Annotated in this window: 17 protein-coding genes; 4 read left to right on the top strand and 13 right to left on the bottom strand. The window is 57.2% G+C overall.

Features of this window, described 5'->3' with window-relative positions; all coding sequences use genetic code 11:
• Positions 1-101: 101 nt before the first annotated feature.
• The 9 genes from R3F07_03965 to R3F07_03925 form a co-directional block, all read right to left on the bottom strand.
• On the bottom strand, positions 102-425 hold the full coding sequence (locus R3F07_03965) for a hypothetical protein (GenBank protein ID MEZ5275520.1): 324 nt from the start codon (positions 423-425) through the stop codon (positions 102-104).
• Positions 426-500: 75 nt separating this feature from the next.
• Entirely contained in the window at positions 501-980 is a 480-nt protein-coding gene (locus tag R3F07_03960; protein MEZ5275519.1) for a hypothetical protein, read from the bottom strand.
• An 813-nt stretch (positions 981-1,793) separates the two neighbouring features.
• Positions 1,794-1,955, bottom strand: a complete 162-nt coding sequence (locus R3F07_03955) for a hypothetical protein (GenBank protein ID MEZ5275518.1) — start codon at positions 1,953-1,955, stop codon at positions 1,794-1,796.
• The gene (locus R3F07_03950; protein ID MEZ5275517.1) at positions 1,948-2,226 is read right to left on the bottom strand and encodes a hypothetical protein; all 279 of its coding nucleotides are present in this window, start codon (positions 2,224-2,226) and stop codon (positions 1,948-1,950) included. The genes R3F07_03955 and R3F07_03950 overlap by 8 nt, the downstream gene beginning before the upstream one ends.
• Positions 2,227-2,348: 122 nt before the next feature.
• Positions 2,349-4,871, bottom strand: coding sequence for a phage/plasmid primase, P4 family (locus tag R3F07_03945; GenBank protein ID MEZ5275516.1), 2,523 nt, complete (start codon positions 4,869-4,871; stop codon positions 2,349-2,351).
• Entirely contained in the window at positions 4,795-6,150 is a 1,356-nt protein-coding gene (locus tag R3F07_03940) for a DEAD/DEAH box helicase (GenBank protein MEZ5275515.1), read from the bottom strand. Before R3F07_03940 ends, R3F07_03945 begins: the two co-directional genes overlap by 77 nt.
• A gap of 114 nt (positions 6,151-6,264) precedes the next feature.
• Positions 6,265-6,615, bottom strand: coding sequence for a hypothetical protein (locus R3F07_03935; protein ID MEZ5275514.1), 351 nt, complete (start codon positions 6,613-6,615; stop codon positions 6,265-6,267).
• Positions 6,615-6,911, bottom strand: a complete 297-nt coding sequence (locus R3F07_03930) for a hypothetical protein (protein MEZ5275513.1) — start codon at positions 6,909-6,911, stop codon at positions 6,615-6,617. The genes R3F07_03935 and R3F07_03930 overlap by 1 nt, the downstream gene beginning before the upstream one ends.
• The gene (locus R3F07_03925) at positions 6,911-7,696 is read right to left on the bottom strand and encodes a hypothetical protein (GenBank protein MEZ5275512.1); all 786 of its coding nucleotides are present in this window, start codon (positions 7,694-7,696) and stop codon (positions 6,911-6,913) included. The genes R3F07_03930 and R3F07_03925 overlap by 1 nt, the downstream gene beginning before the upstream one ends.
• Positions 7,697-8,097: 401 nt before the next feature.
• Here R3F07_03925 and R3F07_03920 point away from each other — a divergent pair, with 401 nt between their 5' ends.
• Positions 8,098-8,490 (top strand): hypothetical protein, encoded by a 393-nt coding sequence (locus R3F07_03920; GenBank protein ID MEZ5275511.1) that lies wholly within the window; start codon positions 8,098-8,100, stop codon positions 8,488-8,490.
• Between the two features lie 147 nt (positions 8,491-8,637).
• A complete protein-coding gene (locus R3F07_03915) occupies positions 8,638-9,111 on the top strand; it encodes a hypothetical protein (protein ID MEZ5275510.1) in 474 nt (157 codons plus the stop codon).
• Between the two features lie 574 nt (positions 9,112-9,685).
• Here R3F07_03915 and R3F07_03910 read toward each other — a convergent pair.
• Positions 9,686-10,582: a hypothetical protein gene (locus R3F07_03910; protein ID MEZ5275509.1), complete on the bottom strand. Its 897-nt coding sequence runs from the start codon at positions 10,580-10,582 to the stop codon at positions 9,686-9,688.
• 475 nt (positions 10,583-11,057) lie between these two features.
• On the opposite strand from R3F07_03910, the gene R3F07_03905 reads away from it, so the two are divergent.
• Together R3F07_03905 and R3F07_03900 are read left to right on the top strand one after the other, a co-directional pair.
• Positions 11,058-11,288: a hypothetical protein gene (locus R3F07_03905; GenBank protein MEZ5275508.1), complete on the top strand. Its 231-nt coding sequence runs from the start codon at positions 11,058-11,060 to the stop codon at positions 11,286-11,288.
• A gap of 66 nt (positions 11,289-11,354) precedes the next feature.
• Positions 11,355-11,591: a hypothetical protein gene (locus tag R3F07_03900; protein MEZ5275507.1), complete on the top strand. Its 237-nt coding sequence runs from the start codon at positions 11,355-11,357 to the stop codon at positions 11,589-11,591.
• Positions 11,592-11,646: 55 nt separating this feature from the next.
• Here R3F07_03900 and R3F07_03895 read toward each other — a convergent pair whose 3' ends face one another.
• The 3 genes from R3F07_03895 to R3F07_03885 form a co-directional block, all read right to left on the bottom strand.
• Entirely contained in the window at positions 11,647-12,816 is a 1,170-nt protein-coding gene (locus tag R3F07_03895; protein MEZ5275506.1) for an adenylate kinase, read from the bottom strand.
• A gap of 122 nt (positions 12,817-12,938) precedes the next feature.
• The gene (locus tag R3F07_03890; GenBank protein ID MEZ5275505.1) at positions 12,939-15,737 is read right to left on the bottom strand and encodes a molybdopterin-dependent oxidoreductase; all 2,799 of its coding nucleotides are present in this window, start codon (positions 15,735-15,737) and stop codon (positions 12,939-12,941) included.
• Complete coding sequence (locus R3F07_03885; protein ID MEZ5275504.1) at positions 15,734-16,615, bottom strand: xanthine dehydrogenase family protein subunit M; 882 nt, start codon at positions 16,613-16,615, stop codon at positions 15,734-15,736. The genes R3F07_03890 and R3F07_03885 overlap by 4 nt, the downstream gene beginning before the upstream one ends.
• Positions 16,616-16,695 lie beyond the last annotated feature (80 nt).

Here is a 16,695-nt window from a genome sequence, read left to right as displayed (position 1 = left end):
CTGTTTCTATCAATCATGACCTCACCTTTCGTTGTTTCTGGTTACAAGAAAGGCCACGCCATTGACGGCGTGACCCATGAAAATTGTCCTTTTCGGTTTCCTCAGAACCCGGATTGCGCACCACTGAGGGTACCCGACCAATTGGTCTCCAACCATTGCGCAACGGCCGGATCCATCGCCACGGCTTCGCGGTTTGTGAAAGTCAGTAGCTTGCCCGTCAGTTCGGGAAACACCTCCACCAGCCGGATCGATCCCTTGCGTTTGCTCGAAGTGATCTTGTCACAGATAAGCGTGAGCGAGAACTCGCACGAACGTCGGCGAGGTCGCTTTTCGTTCCTGTAGGCATCCGAACGCATCTTCGGACGGCGTGGCGTGGACGACTTGAAGTCATACCACGGCATGTAGCCTGGTTGTGTCTTGGCCATATCTTCTTCTCCTTTCGGTTGGTTCACATAGGGTGAGTGGTGCCCGCCACGATTCGTGACAGGCACTTGCTCACGCTACGCAAGCTCACGGCGGAGCTGGTCAACAAGCCCGCTTCCCCCTCCGGTTGATCCGTGCTTCTTCACAAAGCGCAAAGTCTTCGTGGTCTGTTTGGCCGTGGCCCGAACTTTGAAGCTCACAAACCTCGATCCATCTCCTTTGAGTTCATCGAGGATCTCGGCCTTCTTCGCGGTCAACTCGTCGGCCCGTTCCTCTTTGGCCGCGTTGATCTGGTCCTGCTGTTCGCTCGTGAGCCGAAGATCCTGATTGGGCTTGATGCCTTCAGGATACTCGGCCTCCACGCGAGCCAGCGCCACCAGAGCCTTGACCTGCTCACTGGTCGCGACGGGCAAGGCAGCGATGAACGCTTCCCTTGCTGCTTTGAATTCCTCGCCCTTCTCTTCCTTGAGTGCTGCGAGTCGCAGGATCACCTGCATTTCCTCAAAGCTCATCACATCAGAGATCAGAGCGGGTACATCAACTTGTGGTTGAGTCATATCTTATTCCTTTTCAGTTGTTCAACGTGCGTCCGCACCATGCAGGCGCATGAGAGAACAACCGTAAGGGGATTTCCTTGGGATTCATTGTCCCTCTGGACTCTGTCCAGTCACGGGTAGTCGGCCCTTACTCTGCTAGGTTTCGACGTGCACCTTCCCGATACCTCGCCTGACCCGTTTGGGTTCTCCAAGGACACACTGAGTCCTTGGTCCGACATCCGCTTCCGCCCGGTATCAACTCCGGTCCTTTCATCCCAGGACATCACGCCACCGCGCCTTATTGATAATGCGTTATCATTAGCGCAGACATGTACTTCACGTCTCCATCAGGATCACCACTCCGACTTCGGCGTCAATGCACCCGTGCCGGTTGAGCTGCCGGAGTCTCAACCCCTCACGCCCCCGGTCCGCTTGGTCCGGTCGGCTGACTAACTCCGACACTACCAGCGATTTAACCTTTTTCGGTTACTTATGGATAAATAGGTAACAAGGGGGGGGCTCCGGGGGGACGACCTTCACGGGCTATGTAATAACCATCCTACCTTTCTCTTGCCCAATAGCGGGGGAACCCAGAAACACTGAGGTTTGTCTGAACCGTGACACCCGATTCAGCTAAGTAGGCACGCGATTGGGGTCCGATCATAGAAGGTCGCCAATGCCGATAGTGGTATCTGACGGCCCGTTTTCAATTTCGTCGCTCTTTAGGATATCCCCCAAAGCCATCCCAGTGACCACGGCAATCAGCAGCAGCGACCACCAGGCACCAGCAAGGGCCGATCGGCTGCAGGCTGGGAGAGTTTTCTTCAGGCCAGGTCATTGGGGCCTTTGGATTCGCATTGCGGTGCCTTTTTCTTCGCGGGTTTCGACATGGCCGTATTTCCAGCGCAGGCGGCGGTCTCCGTCGTCGATGCCGAGGTTGTCGGCAATGGCGTCTCTGAGTGGTTTGCACGCATGAGCGAGGTTGTCGTCATCCATTCGTGATCCCAGGTGTGCAGTGACCTGTGATGTAGTATTGAGGGCCTCCTGCAGCGCGACTCTTGCGGCTGCGTTTCGGCGGTGCTTTACGCTCCAGTGTTCCCTTCGATTTGCCGTAATCTTTGGCACCCAATCGACCCATAGCACCAGCACCGAATAGTCCCGGATTGAGTTGGCGGGTTGCATCGCTGACTTTGCCTTTTCTGAGCTCATCGAGCGTCAAACGCGGCATCTTCCCTCCGAATCCCCATTTGGTGAACTTGGTGAACATTGACCCGGTTTTCCGGTACCTTCTCTCCTTGTACTATAAATAAAAACCTATTCATATTCGAAAGTATACGGAAACCTTCTTCAACGTTCACCAAGTTCACCACTTTTGGCCTCATATTTGCCTCAACCCTCATTATTGAATTCTGCGAAAGTTCCGGTTTGTTCTTCACCATGTTCACCCAAGGGTGCAGTTGGAGTGAGTCGAATCCCAACGATGACTCGTGAACGCGCATGTCCGATTTCGATATGAAATCCTCGTTCTCGCAGATGATTTACGAGCTTCTTTGATGACCGATAAAGAGGGAGCTCACCGTTGTCCTCGCACCATGCCAGGTAGGCTTTGAGAAGAGCGGTCGCTTTGATCTCATTCGCCGAATCCTTCTGGGTTCGTTCTTCCAGAAAAGAAGCCAACTGATCTGAGTCCTGCCGGTATTGGGCCGTTGCCTCCAGAACCTCCTTGGGCGGTTTCAGTCCGTTCATCTTGCGCATCTCCTCAAATCCTTTAAGCGCCCGATTGAGGATGCCTGCCAGCTCAGCTCTGAACTCAGCCAGAACCTCATGTCGAGCTCGGCGTTTCTCTTCGGAAATCGTGACCAGGAAGGGAATCAGCAGAATGCGCCTCCAGATGCCCAGATCGGTCCCTGTGATCGTTGGCTTGTGGTTGCCGACCATCCAGACCTTGTGCGTGGGCTCGAACGTGTAGGGTCGCTCATACGGCCTTCTGGCCACAATCTCTTCGCCACCGATCAGGGTTTTGACCATGGATTCGTTGAGTCGCTTGTTTTCGGGAATCTCATCGGTCACAACTGCCCGCCTGCCCTCGAGCATGGATTTCTTGTAGTCGAGATTGGCGTCGGAGCGTTTATCAAGCAGCGTGCCGACATCGATGACGGTCATCAGTTCGCCCAGGAGCATGCGAAGCACGTTATTGAAGGTGCTCTTCCCGTTGGCGCCTTTGCCGTAGCAGAAGAACAGGACGTCTTTGTCGACCCAACCGGTGAGGCTGTAGCCGATGGCCCGCCAGAGGAAGGAGATCACGTCCTGGTTGCCGTCCAGGAAGAACTCGAGGAATGCGTCGAACTCCGGGCAGGTGGCATCCGGATCATAGGCAATCGGCGACCTGACGGTTAGCATGTCTTTAGGCCGAAATTCGCGCTTTTCGCCTTTCTCAAAGTCAATGACACCGTTCTTGAGCGCCAGCAGGTACGGCGCTTTGTCAAACGCCGTGGCTCGGACAGCCATACCCGGCAGGCTCTGGGACAAGTCCAGACCGCCGTTGGCATAGCCTGCCATGGATAGCCTGGCTATCCGTGAATCAGCCTTAGCCAGCTGCTTGAATCGGGCGTCCTTTTCGCCATCAGGTGCCGGTGTGCGGGCAATATCATCTATAATAGAATCCTTGAGCCCTCTATATGCTCTCGTGAGAGTATCTATATAATCGATTCGCACCTGATGCAGGTCGTCACGTTCCCAGAGCCCATCCTTATATCGACGCCAGCATTCTGCATAGTGATCATACACAAGGTGCCCACGCATGGTGATCGCCCACAGTTCGGCATCGCCTCGCTGCATCCGCTCGAGGCAATCCCATACGATCTCGCGTGATACTTCCACGGCCGCGACCTCTTGTGGCTCGATTCCGAGGTCTTCGGTTTCACCGCCATTCCGATTGTCAGCCGCAAATCTGATCCGACCGGCCCAGCGCTTGCGCCTGGCGGCCGCTCTGGCATCAAAGCCGTGCTGTGAGGCATACCAGGCCAGGGTGCCGACGTGAACCTCGGTCAGCCGATGGGGCCATTTCTTGGCATATTCGCCCACCTTTTCTTCCGGACTCCATTCGATCAACAACCTGGTGCCCTGTTCCAACGGCAATGCGGACCAGACGGCTGAGGCAATTCGTAACCAGGTATCGTAGTCCGGCCGATTTGGGATGAATCCAAGCATTTCGCGGATGTCTTCAGCCGTGTTCTCGAGCGGAGGATGCCACGTCTCAACATTGCGGACCTTGGACTTGTTCGGAATCGGCAAAATCTCAGCCTCTGGATTTCGCCAGAGATTGGCATCGTGCGAGACGAAGCAGAGTCTGACCGGATCCTTGGTAGAGCGGTCAATCTGCAGGGCATAGTTCTTCAGGAAGTATGCCTCGGCCGCCTGGAAGCTCTCAAGGTGGCGGCTACCGTCGATGCGAACTCCGCACTTAATGCCCTCGCCTGATGGGGAGATAAAGCCAAAAACGACGTGTGAATCATCCTGGAGCAGTTGGGCTATTTCGACTAGATCCTGCAGTTGCCCGTTGTCTTTTCGATCAAAGTCAGCCTGCAGGATTCCGCTGTGTTGTTGAATGCGATCAGCGACTGGCACGGCCTTGTCCCGGGTCGATACCAAGGCCGACATGCAGAAGGCCGGCAGTTGGCGTTTGGCGTCATCATATGCCTTGCGGTTGCCACGGGCCAGCACCTGCCGCACTCGGTTGACTTCATCTGCCCACTCGCCGTCCTGAATCATGTCCAGCAGCGTCCCGAGCCTTGGGGAGTCCGAAGGCTCGGAGTCAAACGCGCTGTCAAACAGGCTAACCTGCCCGCAGAACGGGTCTGTTGGTCGACTGTTTTGCTGGCTCTGGGCCTGTAGGATTTCGCGCAGGGTCATTGGCGATGTTGCGATAGAAGTTGATGGCATCTTGGCTTACAAAAATCCCCTTGAAATAGCTTTTGAGATGAAGACCCTCCAAGCGCCGCAAACGGCTCACCGCCACGTAGGCTTGTCCTGGTTCACGTGCCGCCCTTATGTCGATCAGAGCGCTGTCCAGCGTCAGGCCCTGCGACTTGTGGATGGTCAGCGCATACGCTGGCCGCAGCGGGTATTGGGTGAACTTGGCGCTATCGTCGTTTTGGGCGTCGGCCTGCCAGGTATATCTCTCGATTGCCAGTTGTTTGCCTCCATCCAGCTCAACACCGATCCAGGTTTCCCTGACCGAGTTGACCGTGCCGCACTGGCCATTGACGGCCACCAGCTGGCCCTCCTGGGACAGGTTGGTTGTCACCATCACTCGAGCCCCGATCTTGACGACCAGGCGCGTCGGAGTGACCAGGCATTTTCTGAGATACTTCTGCTCGAATTCGTTGCCGGTCAGTGTGGCTTCGAACACATGCTCGGGCGCATCGATTTCGCCCAGCTGGTAAGCGTTCCATTTATCGACCTGAACATTGTGAGTGAAGAGCCGCAGAATCTTGCGGTCGGGAAACCGGGCGATTCGCTTCATCATTATCTCGGCGGTCTCGCCGCGAATCCTGCCCTCCCTGAAATCGTTGAGGGTATTGATGAAGGCTGGCTCATCCTGACGATGAATTCTTGTGAGGTAGATATTCTGGAACCCCATGGCCTGCCATAGCTCGGTCTGAAACGCCCAATCATATTTGCCATCCTTTGCCACTGGCGGCAGCTGCAGGAAGTCACCGACCGCGATGATCTGGCAGCCGCCGAATGGCTCATTGACCCCACGCTGCATCCGGAAGAGGAAATCCAAAAACCTGAATATCCGACCCGGCAACATGCTGATCTCATCAATGACCACGCATTCGGCCAATTCGATGCGCCTGAAGGCAGCCAGGCGACTGCGGGTCATGGTGTGGATCAGGTAATCGTAGTATTGCTGGAACGGCTGCCCTGGCTTCGGGCCCAGTTGGATGCCGGACCATCGATAGATGGTATGAACGGCCACCGGGAATCCAGCCCGCTCGGTGAACTGTTGCTGCAGGTTCAAGGCCGCGATACCAGTGGTCGCACACACCGCCACTGCTTGAAACGATTGGCCTAGGTAGGCCACTGTGACCGCGCTCTTGCCGGTCCCCGCCATGCCTGACACGAAGACGTTCTCGCCTCCCTGCATCAGGTCGACGGCGGCCTGTTGGTGTGGATCAAGTTTCATATTCCTGTTCTTCTGTGTCTTCCCAGTTCCAGCAGAGCAGAGAACCGTCAGCCTGACGCTGGAAAGGTTCGCCTCGGGGCGGCAGGATGAGCGGGGTCTGCAGCTGCGTGATTTCTAGTAGGGTTCGTTTTCTTTGCGGTTGTTCAGCAGGGGCAGGCGGCAGATCAGGATCAGTCCTGGTTGGCCGTTGCGGCTCTCCACTGCGATCCACGCGTGTTCCTGGTCGATCCAGATCCCCAGATCCGTCGTGTCCAGGGCTGTCCGCACTTCGTGCCAGCTCGCCGCCGGTTCCTCGGTTGGTTGCTGATCGAAAGGAATGTCTTCGCCGTGTGTCCTCCCGAGTTCCCTGGGCTCCGGCCGCTCGGGGCGGTTCGCCGGAGCCTCCGAGGGGTCCGACCGAGTAATCCGGATCCCCTTTTGTTTGGTAGCTGACTTGGCGGCCAATCTTTCCTTGAGAGTTGGCATCAGTAGGCGGCGACCAGATCCTGCTTGAAGACCACGCCCATGCGCACGGCACAGTCGTAGGTCATGCGGATGTCGTTCTCCAAGTATTCGATCGCCGCTTGGCGGTCCTCTTCGAACAGCCCAGCGAAGTCGGCTCCACTACACGTCTTGGCGCCGCACCCTAGGTGCTTGGCCGAAACCACGTGGAGGTCGTTCTCCTTGAGAACCGACACACCGACAACGCCGATGGGTCTCTCAACCGGGCGAGTAACTCCGCGCAGTCGAACTCGGATGACAGGTGCAGATATGGTGCTCATCAGTAGGGGCTCTCCTCTTCTTCCTCTGCGGTCGTATTCAGAGCCTTCTCGGCCTCGACCAGGGCCGCGGCCAAGCGTTTGTCAGCAGCCCGCGGTTTCTTCGTGCCCCTGAACCCGGGCAGCCAATTTTCGATCAGGGTGATCACGGCATCCTCATCGAGCTCACCGAGTTCCACGCCTTCATGTTTTCCGACATGGACCTTAGTCTTCATCCAGTCTTCGCGGCTGGCGCCTTCAGGCTGCTCGACCCGCGAGTAGCGAGACCCGCTGCCCTCGGTCGGCTTGTCTTCGCGGTCCTTCTTGCGGACGAAGTCGCCGCTGGGCTTCAATGGCGAGGTGCTCTTGTCCGGCTTGATGACGACGATGTTCGAGTAGGTGTTGCCGTTCTCCGCTTCCTGCTGCGAGACCACCAGGTGGGCTGGTTTTCCGATCAGATCCTCGGTCTCGAACTCATCGAGTTCCTGTGCGGTCAGGTCGCGGCCAAACCAACTTCTGGTAAATTTCCGAAAGTTTGCCTTCTCACCGAGATTCGGTGTGAAGGGCGCACTCCATACAGCGAACCGTTTGCCGTCCTCGCGTGCCTCATCGACCTCAAAGACCACCTTGAAGACCTTTCTGTCTCCATACTGGCTATGCACCGTCTGAGGAGGTGTGACGTCCACACAAACCGCGGACCCTGAATAATCGGGGCAAGGCTTAAAGCCGCCCGAGTTAGTATTACTTATTTTCATAGTTCTTCTTTCTTCTTTGGGTTTGATCTTTTTTCTGAAGATTCTGCCAGGCATGTCGGGCGAAAGGGTGACGGAGTTGACTGCTCAAGGTCGGGATGTCGCAGTTTTCACATCTGTGTCGAGCGGTTGCAGTTAAGGAGTCGTCACCAGGTATTGCCTGAGCTCAGACTTTCCGCGGGAGCACATTATTTCCTGAAACCGCTTTCGCTCGGAGTTCCATCTCCATGCATTTCTGATGTTTACGCAGCCATCGCACTTTGTTCCACCGCTGTAGGATCAGTGCCGCGACCACGATGATAACGGCGCCTGAAGTGGCGCTAAGGGCGATGATTGCGAGGGTCATGATTAATATTTTCTTATTCTGAAATTCGTTTTCATTTTTTTCTGAAACGACTGAGGTTCCCTGCTTCTACCGGCGGGTGCAGAAGGTAGGGCGGATGCCAGGTCCCCAAACGGTGAAAGAAGGGAACCCTGTCATCGGCCCTCCCTTCCAACACATCCCGGACCACTCGATCCCGACGAATCCTTCGCTCTGTCCTCGAGGAAACACCGAGGATTTCAGTGCGATCCTTCGCGGGCAGACGCCAGAAAAGCATTTCGGCGAAAGCGACCATCTGCCGGGATGCCTTGGCCACACTGTTGAGGGCAGTGGCAAGTTCGTGCAAAGACACAATCTCGCGGTCATTAGGGATACCGCCGTGGTGGACCTCCAGGCCGTTCTCGGTGCGATGGAGGTTCACGCTTCTGTCTCCTTGTCTTTGGCCGCTGCTAGTCGCTCCTCCAAGATTTGCCGCACCAGGGACGAAAACGACCTGCTCCCTTGGTCCTTAGCCATCGCATCCAAATGAGTCTTTACTCCCTCCGGAACCCTAATGGTCACTGTTATGATTCCTTGTTCTGCGTTCGTCATCGCTGCATATTAGTGATGATTAACGATGACTACGCAAGCAGAAAATGGTGGAATAATCCAAAAGATGCGTTAGTCTCCTAAAATCATGACAAGACCTCGTTCAGCATCGATCGACAATAGCACTCGTTATACGGCCACCCTGCCCGGGGAGCTCTTCGAACGGCTCAAGAAGGCCGCAGCAGCTGACAACCGATCGCCATCCTCATGGATGGTTCCCTATCTTGAGGCGGCGGTGGACGAATGGGAGCGGCGCAAGACCGAGGTAGATCCCCTCTACTCAACCCGTAAATACCTACAGCCATCAGAGGGAGAGTCGGCCATAGTTGACGAGAACAAGGAGCTCTCCCAAGTGGTCGCCTACATCAAGACTCTGGCCGCCTCTCAGGAGACACTCACGAAGCAAGTCCAGCTTCTCATCGATTCCTCCGATTCGATCGACAAAAAGCAGCTCGAAAAACTGACCAAGCCCTCTGGCGGCGGGGGTGGTGACTCAGAAGCTAACTTTGACCAATCTCCTGGGCCTCATTTCAGGACAGCCTCACCACCTAAAGAACCCTAGTCCGGACTTTTCGAAAAGCGTATCTCGAGTCTGGTTACCCTCTGACAGTCAGCGGGTAGCAAATAAACAAACCAAACACGCGATGAAGAATATATGCCTCAATGGCATCGGGTCTTCAAGCGTAAATGGCCGCATGATCGAAGTCGATTTTGCCGGTGGAGAGATCAGCTCAGATGGAGGGATTTTGTTGGTTAAGCAGATCTGCTGTGTTGCAGCAGATCTCGAATCGTTATCGCGTGACCATATTCCGGTAGCTCAGGAAGAGCGATGCGGACATAATCCTCCAGCGATAGCCTCCCATCTACCTCCAGGAGAACAAGTGCCATCGCGGTAAACTGCTTGGATACGGACGCCACATGAAAGACGGTATCCGGTCTGATGGGAATACCGCATTCCAGATTAAGGGTCCCGCTCCCTTTTTCGTAGAGAGGCTTCCCATTCCGGATAACGGCGATCGCTGTTCCTGGAGAATCTGGTCTATCCCGCTCCTTGAAGATAGTATCGATCTGTTCTGTCTTTTCATCCGGCAACGGTTATTTCGTCTGTTGTATTAAGTCGCCGTGAGAGGATATCCCTACGGTACAACGTAAGGACTATCGCTATCGGTCACACGAGGCTTGTCCGGCCTTCCGTCCCATTCCACCACCCCTTCTTCGGTTAGAGGAAAGCCGTCCGGCACATCCTCGATGACCCTTCCCGCACCGAGGCTTACCTGGGAGGCAACAATCCACGGAAAATAACCGTCGGAGTCTTCGTCGCGCCGAACGAAAACGAGCTCCTGCCACCAGGACCCGTTCCGAGCGTTGAATTCGATGTGATATCGCTGGATGGGTGATTCCAGCTCGAGATCGAAAATCTGAGGACGCCCCCTAATAGGCAACGTCCCCGAATAGACCTCTTCAAAGCATCGCTCGTCAATCGCCTTCCAGATATCTCGGTAGGCTTCGTTTCCTTCATCCAAGAGATTGAAGCCTCTAGGAAGACCAGGATTGTTGCGACGGTCTACTTTGATCTTTCGGAACAATTCAATCCTCATCGCATTCTGCCGATTTCTATCGAGAACTCGAACACGGAGATCGGGGATCGGATATCTTTCGCCTTCCCCCAATTGCAGAAGCAATCGAACACTTCCCGAACCAAATTGAAGCGGGGTCAAGTAACAGAATGCATTGCCCCCAGTTGCATTTCCTCGGATATCTTCCGAAAGTTGGACGTTCCTTTCCGACATTTGCGCTATGCCTTCGGTCAGTGCTGCATTCCTCTCTGCTAGACTGAGATTCATCGTATTCAGATCAATGAGTCTCGATGTCTGAAGCTCTGCATCGCGCTCACTAAGCCACGACCCATAGATCACGCAAACACCCCCGGCCATCACCAAGAGACGAATCTTAGTTGACTGTTCTTTCCGCGTGGCGACGAAACCTAGAACCACCAACGCTAAACCGCCGAGTATGACAAGAATAGTGTCCATATTTCGGAGTCCTATGCCTGCATTTTGAGAGGTGTTCAGTCAGGTCTGCAACGATCGAGGCTAGAGCGGTGGTAGAATGTCCAGTAGAGCCTAGTGTTCCAGACAAATTCGTGGTCACATCTCGCCTTCCTCTTCATGTCAGTTCTTGACGAGGATTGGAGCATTGATCGTATCAAGAGCGAAAGCCTCCGAGTACCGCTCCCAAAGGGGTATGGGGCGGGACTCCGGCCATAGGCCACAGAGATTGGCATCCCCACACTTAGGTGGTGGGGGACCACTGTTCAATTGGATACGCAACCTTTCACCGCCGAGGAGCAGACAAATTCCGGCTCACACGGAAATCCTCGATTCCGGAAGTTTGCCAAAAGTTTGCCAAAACGGCCTCATTTTGGTGCATTTGCCTTCATTTCCCTTCTTCATCACAATTTCCTAACATACCATTTATACGCATGTTACGGATTTCTGATGAAATGAGATGAACACCCGATTCGGGTTCGACTCCCGCCACCTCCACCAATTCCGCAATGCGGAATTGGTGCGCGTCGCCAGCAAATCGCTGAACGATTTGCGAGAGACTGTCTACCGGCGGGTCTCACCTGCGGTGTTCCGGTTTCCCGCATTCGCGGGACCCGGTCTTGTCACTTCGTTCGGAACGACTCCCGCCACCTCCACCACCCATCGGGATCCGATGGGGGACCCGGCGTAGAAGAGAGGAGCCGGTCATAAGGCGTGCGCCAACCCCGCGTCCGAGGCGTTCGCCCAGTACCTGTTGGTGACCCGTCTCTACCCCAACCGTGAATCGAGCTTCTACGCCAAGGCGGGAGCCGGGTGTCCATGTCACTGGAATCGGAGATGGGGCGAGCAGAATCGTCGCGGACTCTGTTTTCTGCTGGGCACGGGCGATCATCTGTTTGCGGATAAGAGCTTCTCCGTGAGCTACAGCGCCGGAAACCCTACAGATGGGACCTACAACGCGATCACGATGAGCATCGGATTTTCCTGGGACTGAACGATGCGCACGGTCGAACCGGGAAGGTCTCACCGGGTGCGGACGGGACACCAGGTCACCGGTGTCCCTTGAATCCGTCCTCAACCTCGGCGGAGAGCTTCTGGAAAATCTCGTCGAAGGGGCCCATGCCATCGATCTTGGTCACCCCGTGCAACTGGTTGTACTTGTTGATCACGGGAACGGTCTTCTGCTCATGCTCCTGCAATCGCTTCACGATCTTGGCCGTGCTGGTGTCGTAGGGCATGCACTTGTCCGTCTTGCTGCGCTCGTCCAGCCGCCGGATCAATTCCAGAGTGGGGACCTCGATTTCGATGACCCGGGAGATCCGGGTGCCCCGTTTCTTCAGAAGACCGTCGAGGATATAGGACTGCACCAGGGTGCGTGGGAACCCCTTGAAAATGAAGCCCCTCACGTCCTTCGAGGATTCGAGCTTCTGCTCGATCAACGGAACGACGATTTCGTCGGTCACCAACTGACCGCTCTCGTAGAGGTCCTTGATTTTGCGCCCGAGCGGAGTCCCCTTGACCACCTCCTGCTCCAGCATCGGCCCGGTGGCGACATACTCCAGACCGTACTTCTCGGCCAGAGCCCTTCCCTGTGATCCGCGTCCCGACCCGGGGTAGCCGAAAAGTACGATATTCAGGAGGTTCTTGCTGAGCTCATGCTGAACGATCTCTTCGACGCGCTCGCTGACTTTTTCGATCGATGCCGTTGCGTCGACCTCGAAGTGCACGCCTTTGTCCTGGTAGAACTGGAGCACGGGCAGAGTCTTTTCGTTGTATTCCTTCAGCCTGTTCCGGATCACCTTCTCGTTGTCATCGCTCCGGCCCGAAGTCTTTCCACGATTGAGCAGACGCTTGACCGATACTTCCTCGGGAACCTTCAGGTCGATCAGGCAGGTCAGCGAGGTGTTCAGCTTGATCATCAGCCCCTCGAGAATGTAGGCCTGAATGTAGGTACGGGGAAAACCGTCGAAGAGAAACCCGTGGGCCTGGGAGTTCTCCGCAATGGTCTTTTCCATGATCTGGACAATGATCTCATCGGAGACCAAACCGCCGGACGCGATGATGTTCTGCGCTTCCAGTCCGAGTGCCGTTTTCGCAGCCAACTCCTTTCTGAGGAGATCTCCCGTTGAGATATAGAAGAGCTTGTACTTCTGGATGAGAAACTCCGACTGGGTGCCCTTGCCGGCACCGGGTGGACCAAATAAGGCAATGTTGAGCATGGGGATTCAGGACTTACCGTTGAGCACATCCAGCCGACCAGATCGGGAAACCGGATCTCCCGGCCGCGCGGGATCCGACTGGTTCATTTCCTGTCGAACAGGAGACCATTCAATCGCGTTCTTCATTTTCGGCCGTTTTTGGTCAGTGGCTCGATGACGTCGAGTGCCTCGAGGACATGCCGCGATGTCATGGGGGCATGGGTGACCCGCCGGCCGGTCGCATTGAAAATCGCATTGGCGATGGCGCCGAGCGGGGGGATGATCGGGGCTTCGCCCACCCCCTTGCTCCCCAGGGGATGGTCGGGAAATGGCACCTCGATGATGACGGTCTCGATGGAAGGGACATCCATGGCCGTCGGCATCCGGTAATCAAGAAGTGATGCGTTCATCATCTGGCCCTTCGCGTTGTAGTCGTAACCCTCATACAGAGCCCAACCGATCCCCTGGGCGACGCCTCCCCGGATCTGACCCTCGATCTGCAAGGGATGGATGGCGCGGCCCACGTCCTGAACGGCGGTGTAGCGCAGGATCTCAACCTTGCCGGTCTCCGGATCCACCTTCACGTCGACCATGTGTGCGGCAAAGGCAATTCCCCACTTTTCCACGTTCACATCGCCAACCGTCGAGATGATTCCACCGGTGTCCGGGAGTTTCGCCGCCAGGTCGGAGAAGGCGATGGCTTCCGATCGGCCGGTCAAGGTGAACCGTCCACTGGAGTAGGTCACGTTCCCGGGGACGGTGTCCCAAAGAGTCGCGGCCCGCTGTTTCATGGCGTCCAAGGCCAGCCCCGCCGCCCGAAGAACGGCCACCCCCGTCGCCACCGTAGTCCGGCTGCCCGCACTAGTATTGGCAAACCCGACCTCGTCGGTATGGCCGAAACGAGCCCGGATCCGGTCCAGCGGGATCTCCAGCACCTCCGCCACCTGCATGGCCAGGCTGGTCCGCGTCCCGGTGACATCAACGGATCCCGTAACGAAACTGACGGTCCCATCGGCCAGAACGTCCAGTTTGCAGCTGGAACGGGCCCCCCAGTTGCCCCAGCACCCCACGGCGACACCCCGGCCGGTATGAGGCCCGGTCAATTCGCTGCGAGCGTGCGGATGATCCCGCAGGGCTTCGAGAACCTCACGGCAACCGATGCCGGCATGGACCACACCATTGGCAAGTTCCGTCCCGTTCAACGCCGTGTTCATGAGGCGGAACTGCAACGGATCGATCTTCAGTCCAGTGGCGATCTCATCGATGGCCTGTTCACCCGCGAAACTCGCCTGGGGGGCGCAGGGCGCGCGATAGGCCGCCACCATCGGTTTGTTGACGACCACATCGTAGGCATCGATGCGCGCATGGGGGATATCGTAACTTCCCAGGATGCTCTGGACGCCGGCTCCGATCATGGCCCCGGGATAGCCGCCCCCTTCATAGTAAAGGGACGCTTCCGCGGCAACCAGCCGCCCGGTTTTTGCCGCCCCGAGTTTGACCCGGACAAAGGCGGCGGGAGATGGTCCGGTTCCAAGAAGAACCTCCGTCCGACTGAGCGTCATCTTCACCGGCCGGCCGGATTTGCGTGAAAGCATGACGGCCGGAATCTCGAGCGTGGCCCGGACCTTGCCGCCGAAACCACCGCCCATTTCGGTCGGAACCACCCGAACCCGGTCCTCGGGCAGCTTCAGCATCTGGACAATCTGTCCCCTCATGTCGAAGGCACCCTGCGTGGTCGTATAGACGGTGACCGATCCTTGCCCTTCTGCATTCCAGACCGCAGTCGTGGACTGCGGCTCAATATAGCCCTGGTGGACCGTTTCGATCCGGTACTCCCGTTCGATGACCAGGTCGGCTTCGGCAAACCCGGCAATCGGGTCGCCCTTGATCTGACGCGAGTGAGTCGCGATATTGCTCGGTTGCTCCGCCATCCCGTCCGGCCCATCAGTCCGAAGGTTTTCATGCAGGAGCGGCGCACCCGGTTCGATCGCGTCGCGAACGTCGGTCACGGCCGGAAGTACCTCGAAGTCGACCTTGATCCGGGCGAGAGCCTCACGGGCCACGTCCTCGTTGACCGCCGCCACGGCGGCAATCGGGTGACCAACGTAGAGTGCTTTCGCCGACGCCAGGGTATTGTCGCAGAGAAACCGGTAATTCTCGACCGATTCGCCGAGTCGCGCCATCAGGTCCTCGCTTTGCGGCAGGTCCCGTGACGTGATGACGGCACGGACGCCCGGAAGGGATTCGGCAGCCGAGGTGTCGACGGACCGGATATTCGCGTGGGCGTGGGGACTCCGCAGCACCAGTCCGACCAACGCGCCAGTTTGATGGAAGTCCGCCCCGTAGATGGCCGCTCCGGTCACTTTGGCCCGACCATCCTTTCGCGGCGGCCGACTGCCGATTATGGAATTCTCCAGCTTCGATGGGTCGGTGGTGGCCGCCGGCGGAAGCGAATCACCCGATGCGCCTGCCTGGATGAGCGCCGCCCGTTTCACCGCCCGGATGATGGTTTCGTAACCAGTGCAGCGGCAAAGATTTCCCGCCAGCCACAGCCGGATCTCCGCATCCGTCGGATCCGGATGCCTGTCGAGCAGGGCGCGGCAGGCCATCACCATGCCCGGCGTGCAGATCCCGCACTGCAGAGCATCTTCTTCGATGAAGGCCTGCTGAATGACGTCCAGGCGTCCTTTTTCCGCAAGTCCCTCGACGGTCACAATGGTCTTTCCTTCGACTTCCGCGGCCAGGACAAGGCAGGAGTTGACGAGGCGGCCCTCAAGGAGGATCGAACACGCGCCGCAGTTGCCATCACTGCATCCGTTCTTTGAGCCGGTGTGACCGAGTACGTCCCGCAGAACCTCCAACAGGCTCTGGTGCGGTCGACATAGGAACTCGGTGGCATCACCGTTAAGAGTGCAGCGGACGGGCAGGGATGCGATGTTCATGATGATCGCCCTCCTCCGCTGATTCGTCTGAGCGCCGTCTCCATCGAACGTGTTGCCAGCACCTTGACCAGGTGACGTCTCTGCTCAGAGCTTCCCCGATGGTCGGTGATCGGTCGGGCAGCATTGGACGCGATGACCGCAGCTTCAGCAAGAAGGTCCTGCGTCGGTTTCTTCCCGACAAGAAACTCGGAGACCGCCGGCACCGGCAAGGGAATGGGGGCGACCGAGGCAAGAGCCATGAGCGCCTCAGCGATCTGATCGCCATCCAGCCGAAGCCAGACCGCAACTCCGGCCACCGCGATGTCCATTTCTCCCCTCGGAATGAAGCGGAGGTAGGCGCCTGCCGAGGATGGAGCCGGCGCCGGCACGTGGAACGATACCAATATCTCATCGGAGGCGAGAACATGGGTGCCAGGCCCCTTGCAGAACTGATCGAGGGGAATCGTCCGCGATCCCTTTGAGCCGACGACATGCACGGTCGCCCGATGCACGATCAGGGCAGGAATGGAATCCGCACTCGGCGCGGCGTTGCCGACGTTGCCGCCGATCGTGGCCCGCCCCTGGGTGGCCACCCCGCCAATGAGGGAAAAGGCATCAATCAACCCCGGATAATGGCGTCTGAGCTGTTCATCTTCACAAAGCACGGCACACGAAACGGCGGCCCCGAACCGCAGCCCGGCCCCGGGGTCGAAGGTGCGTTCACTCAACTCAGGAATCCGCTTCACATCGACGACATGGGACCGGTGGAGACTCCCGCGGCGCATCTGGACCAGCAAATCCGAACCTCCCGCAATGACCTTGGAATCCTCAGGTGCCGAGGCCAACAGGGAAACTGCCTCAACCATCGTTCCCGGGGCGTGATAGTGGAACGGCTGCATGTTCAAACACTAGGCCCATTCCGGGCAGCCGAGTCAATCTGTGAGATGGGGGTGAATCGCCCGCCCTTCGCGGATCCGGG

It is taken from the genome of Opitutaceae bacterium (assembly GCA_041395105.1).
Lineage (GTDB): Bacteria > Verrucomicrobiota > Verrucomicrobiia > Opitutales > Opitutaceae > B12-G4.
This window is presented reverse-complemented; position numbering and strand designations above follow the sequence as displayed.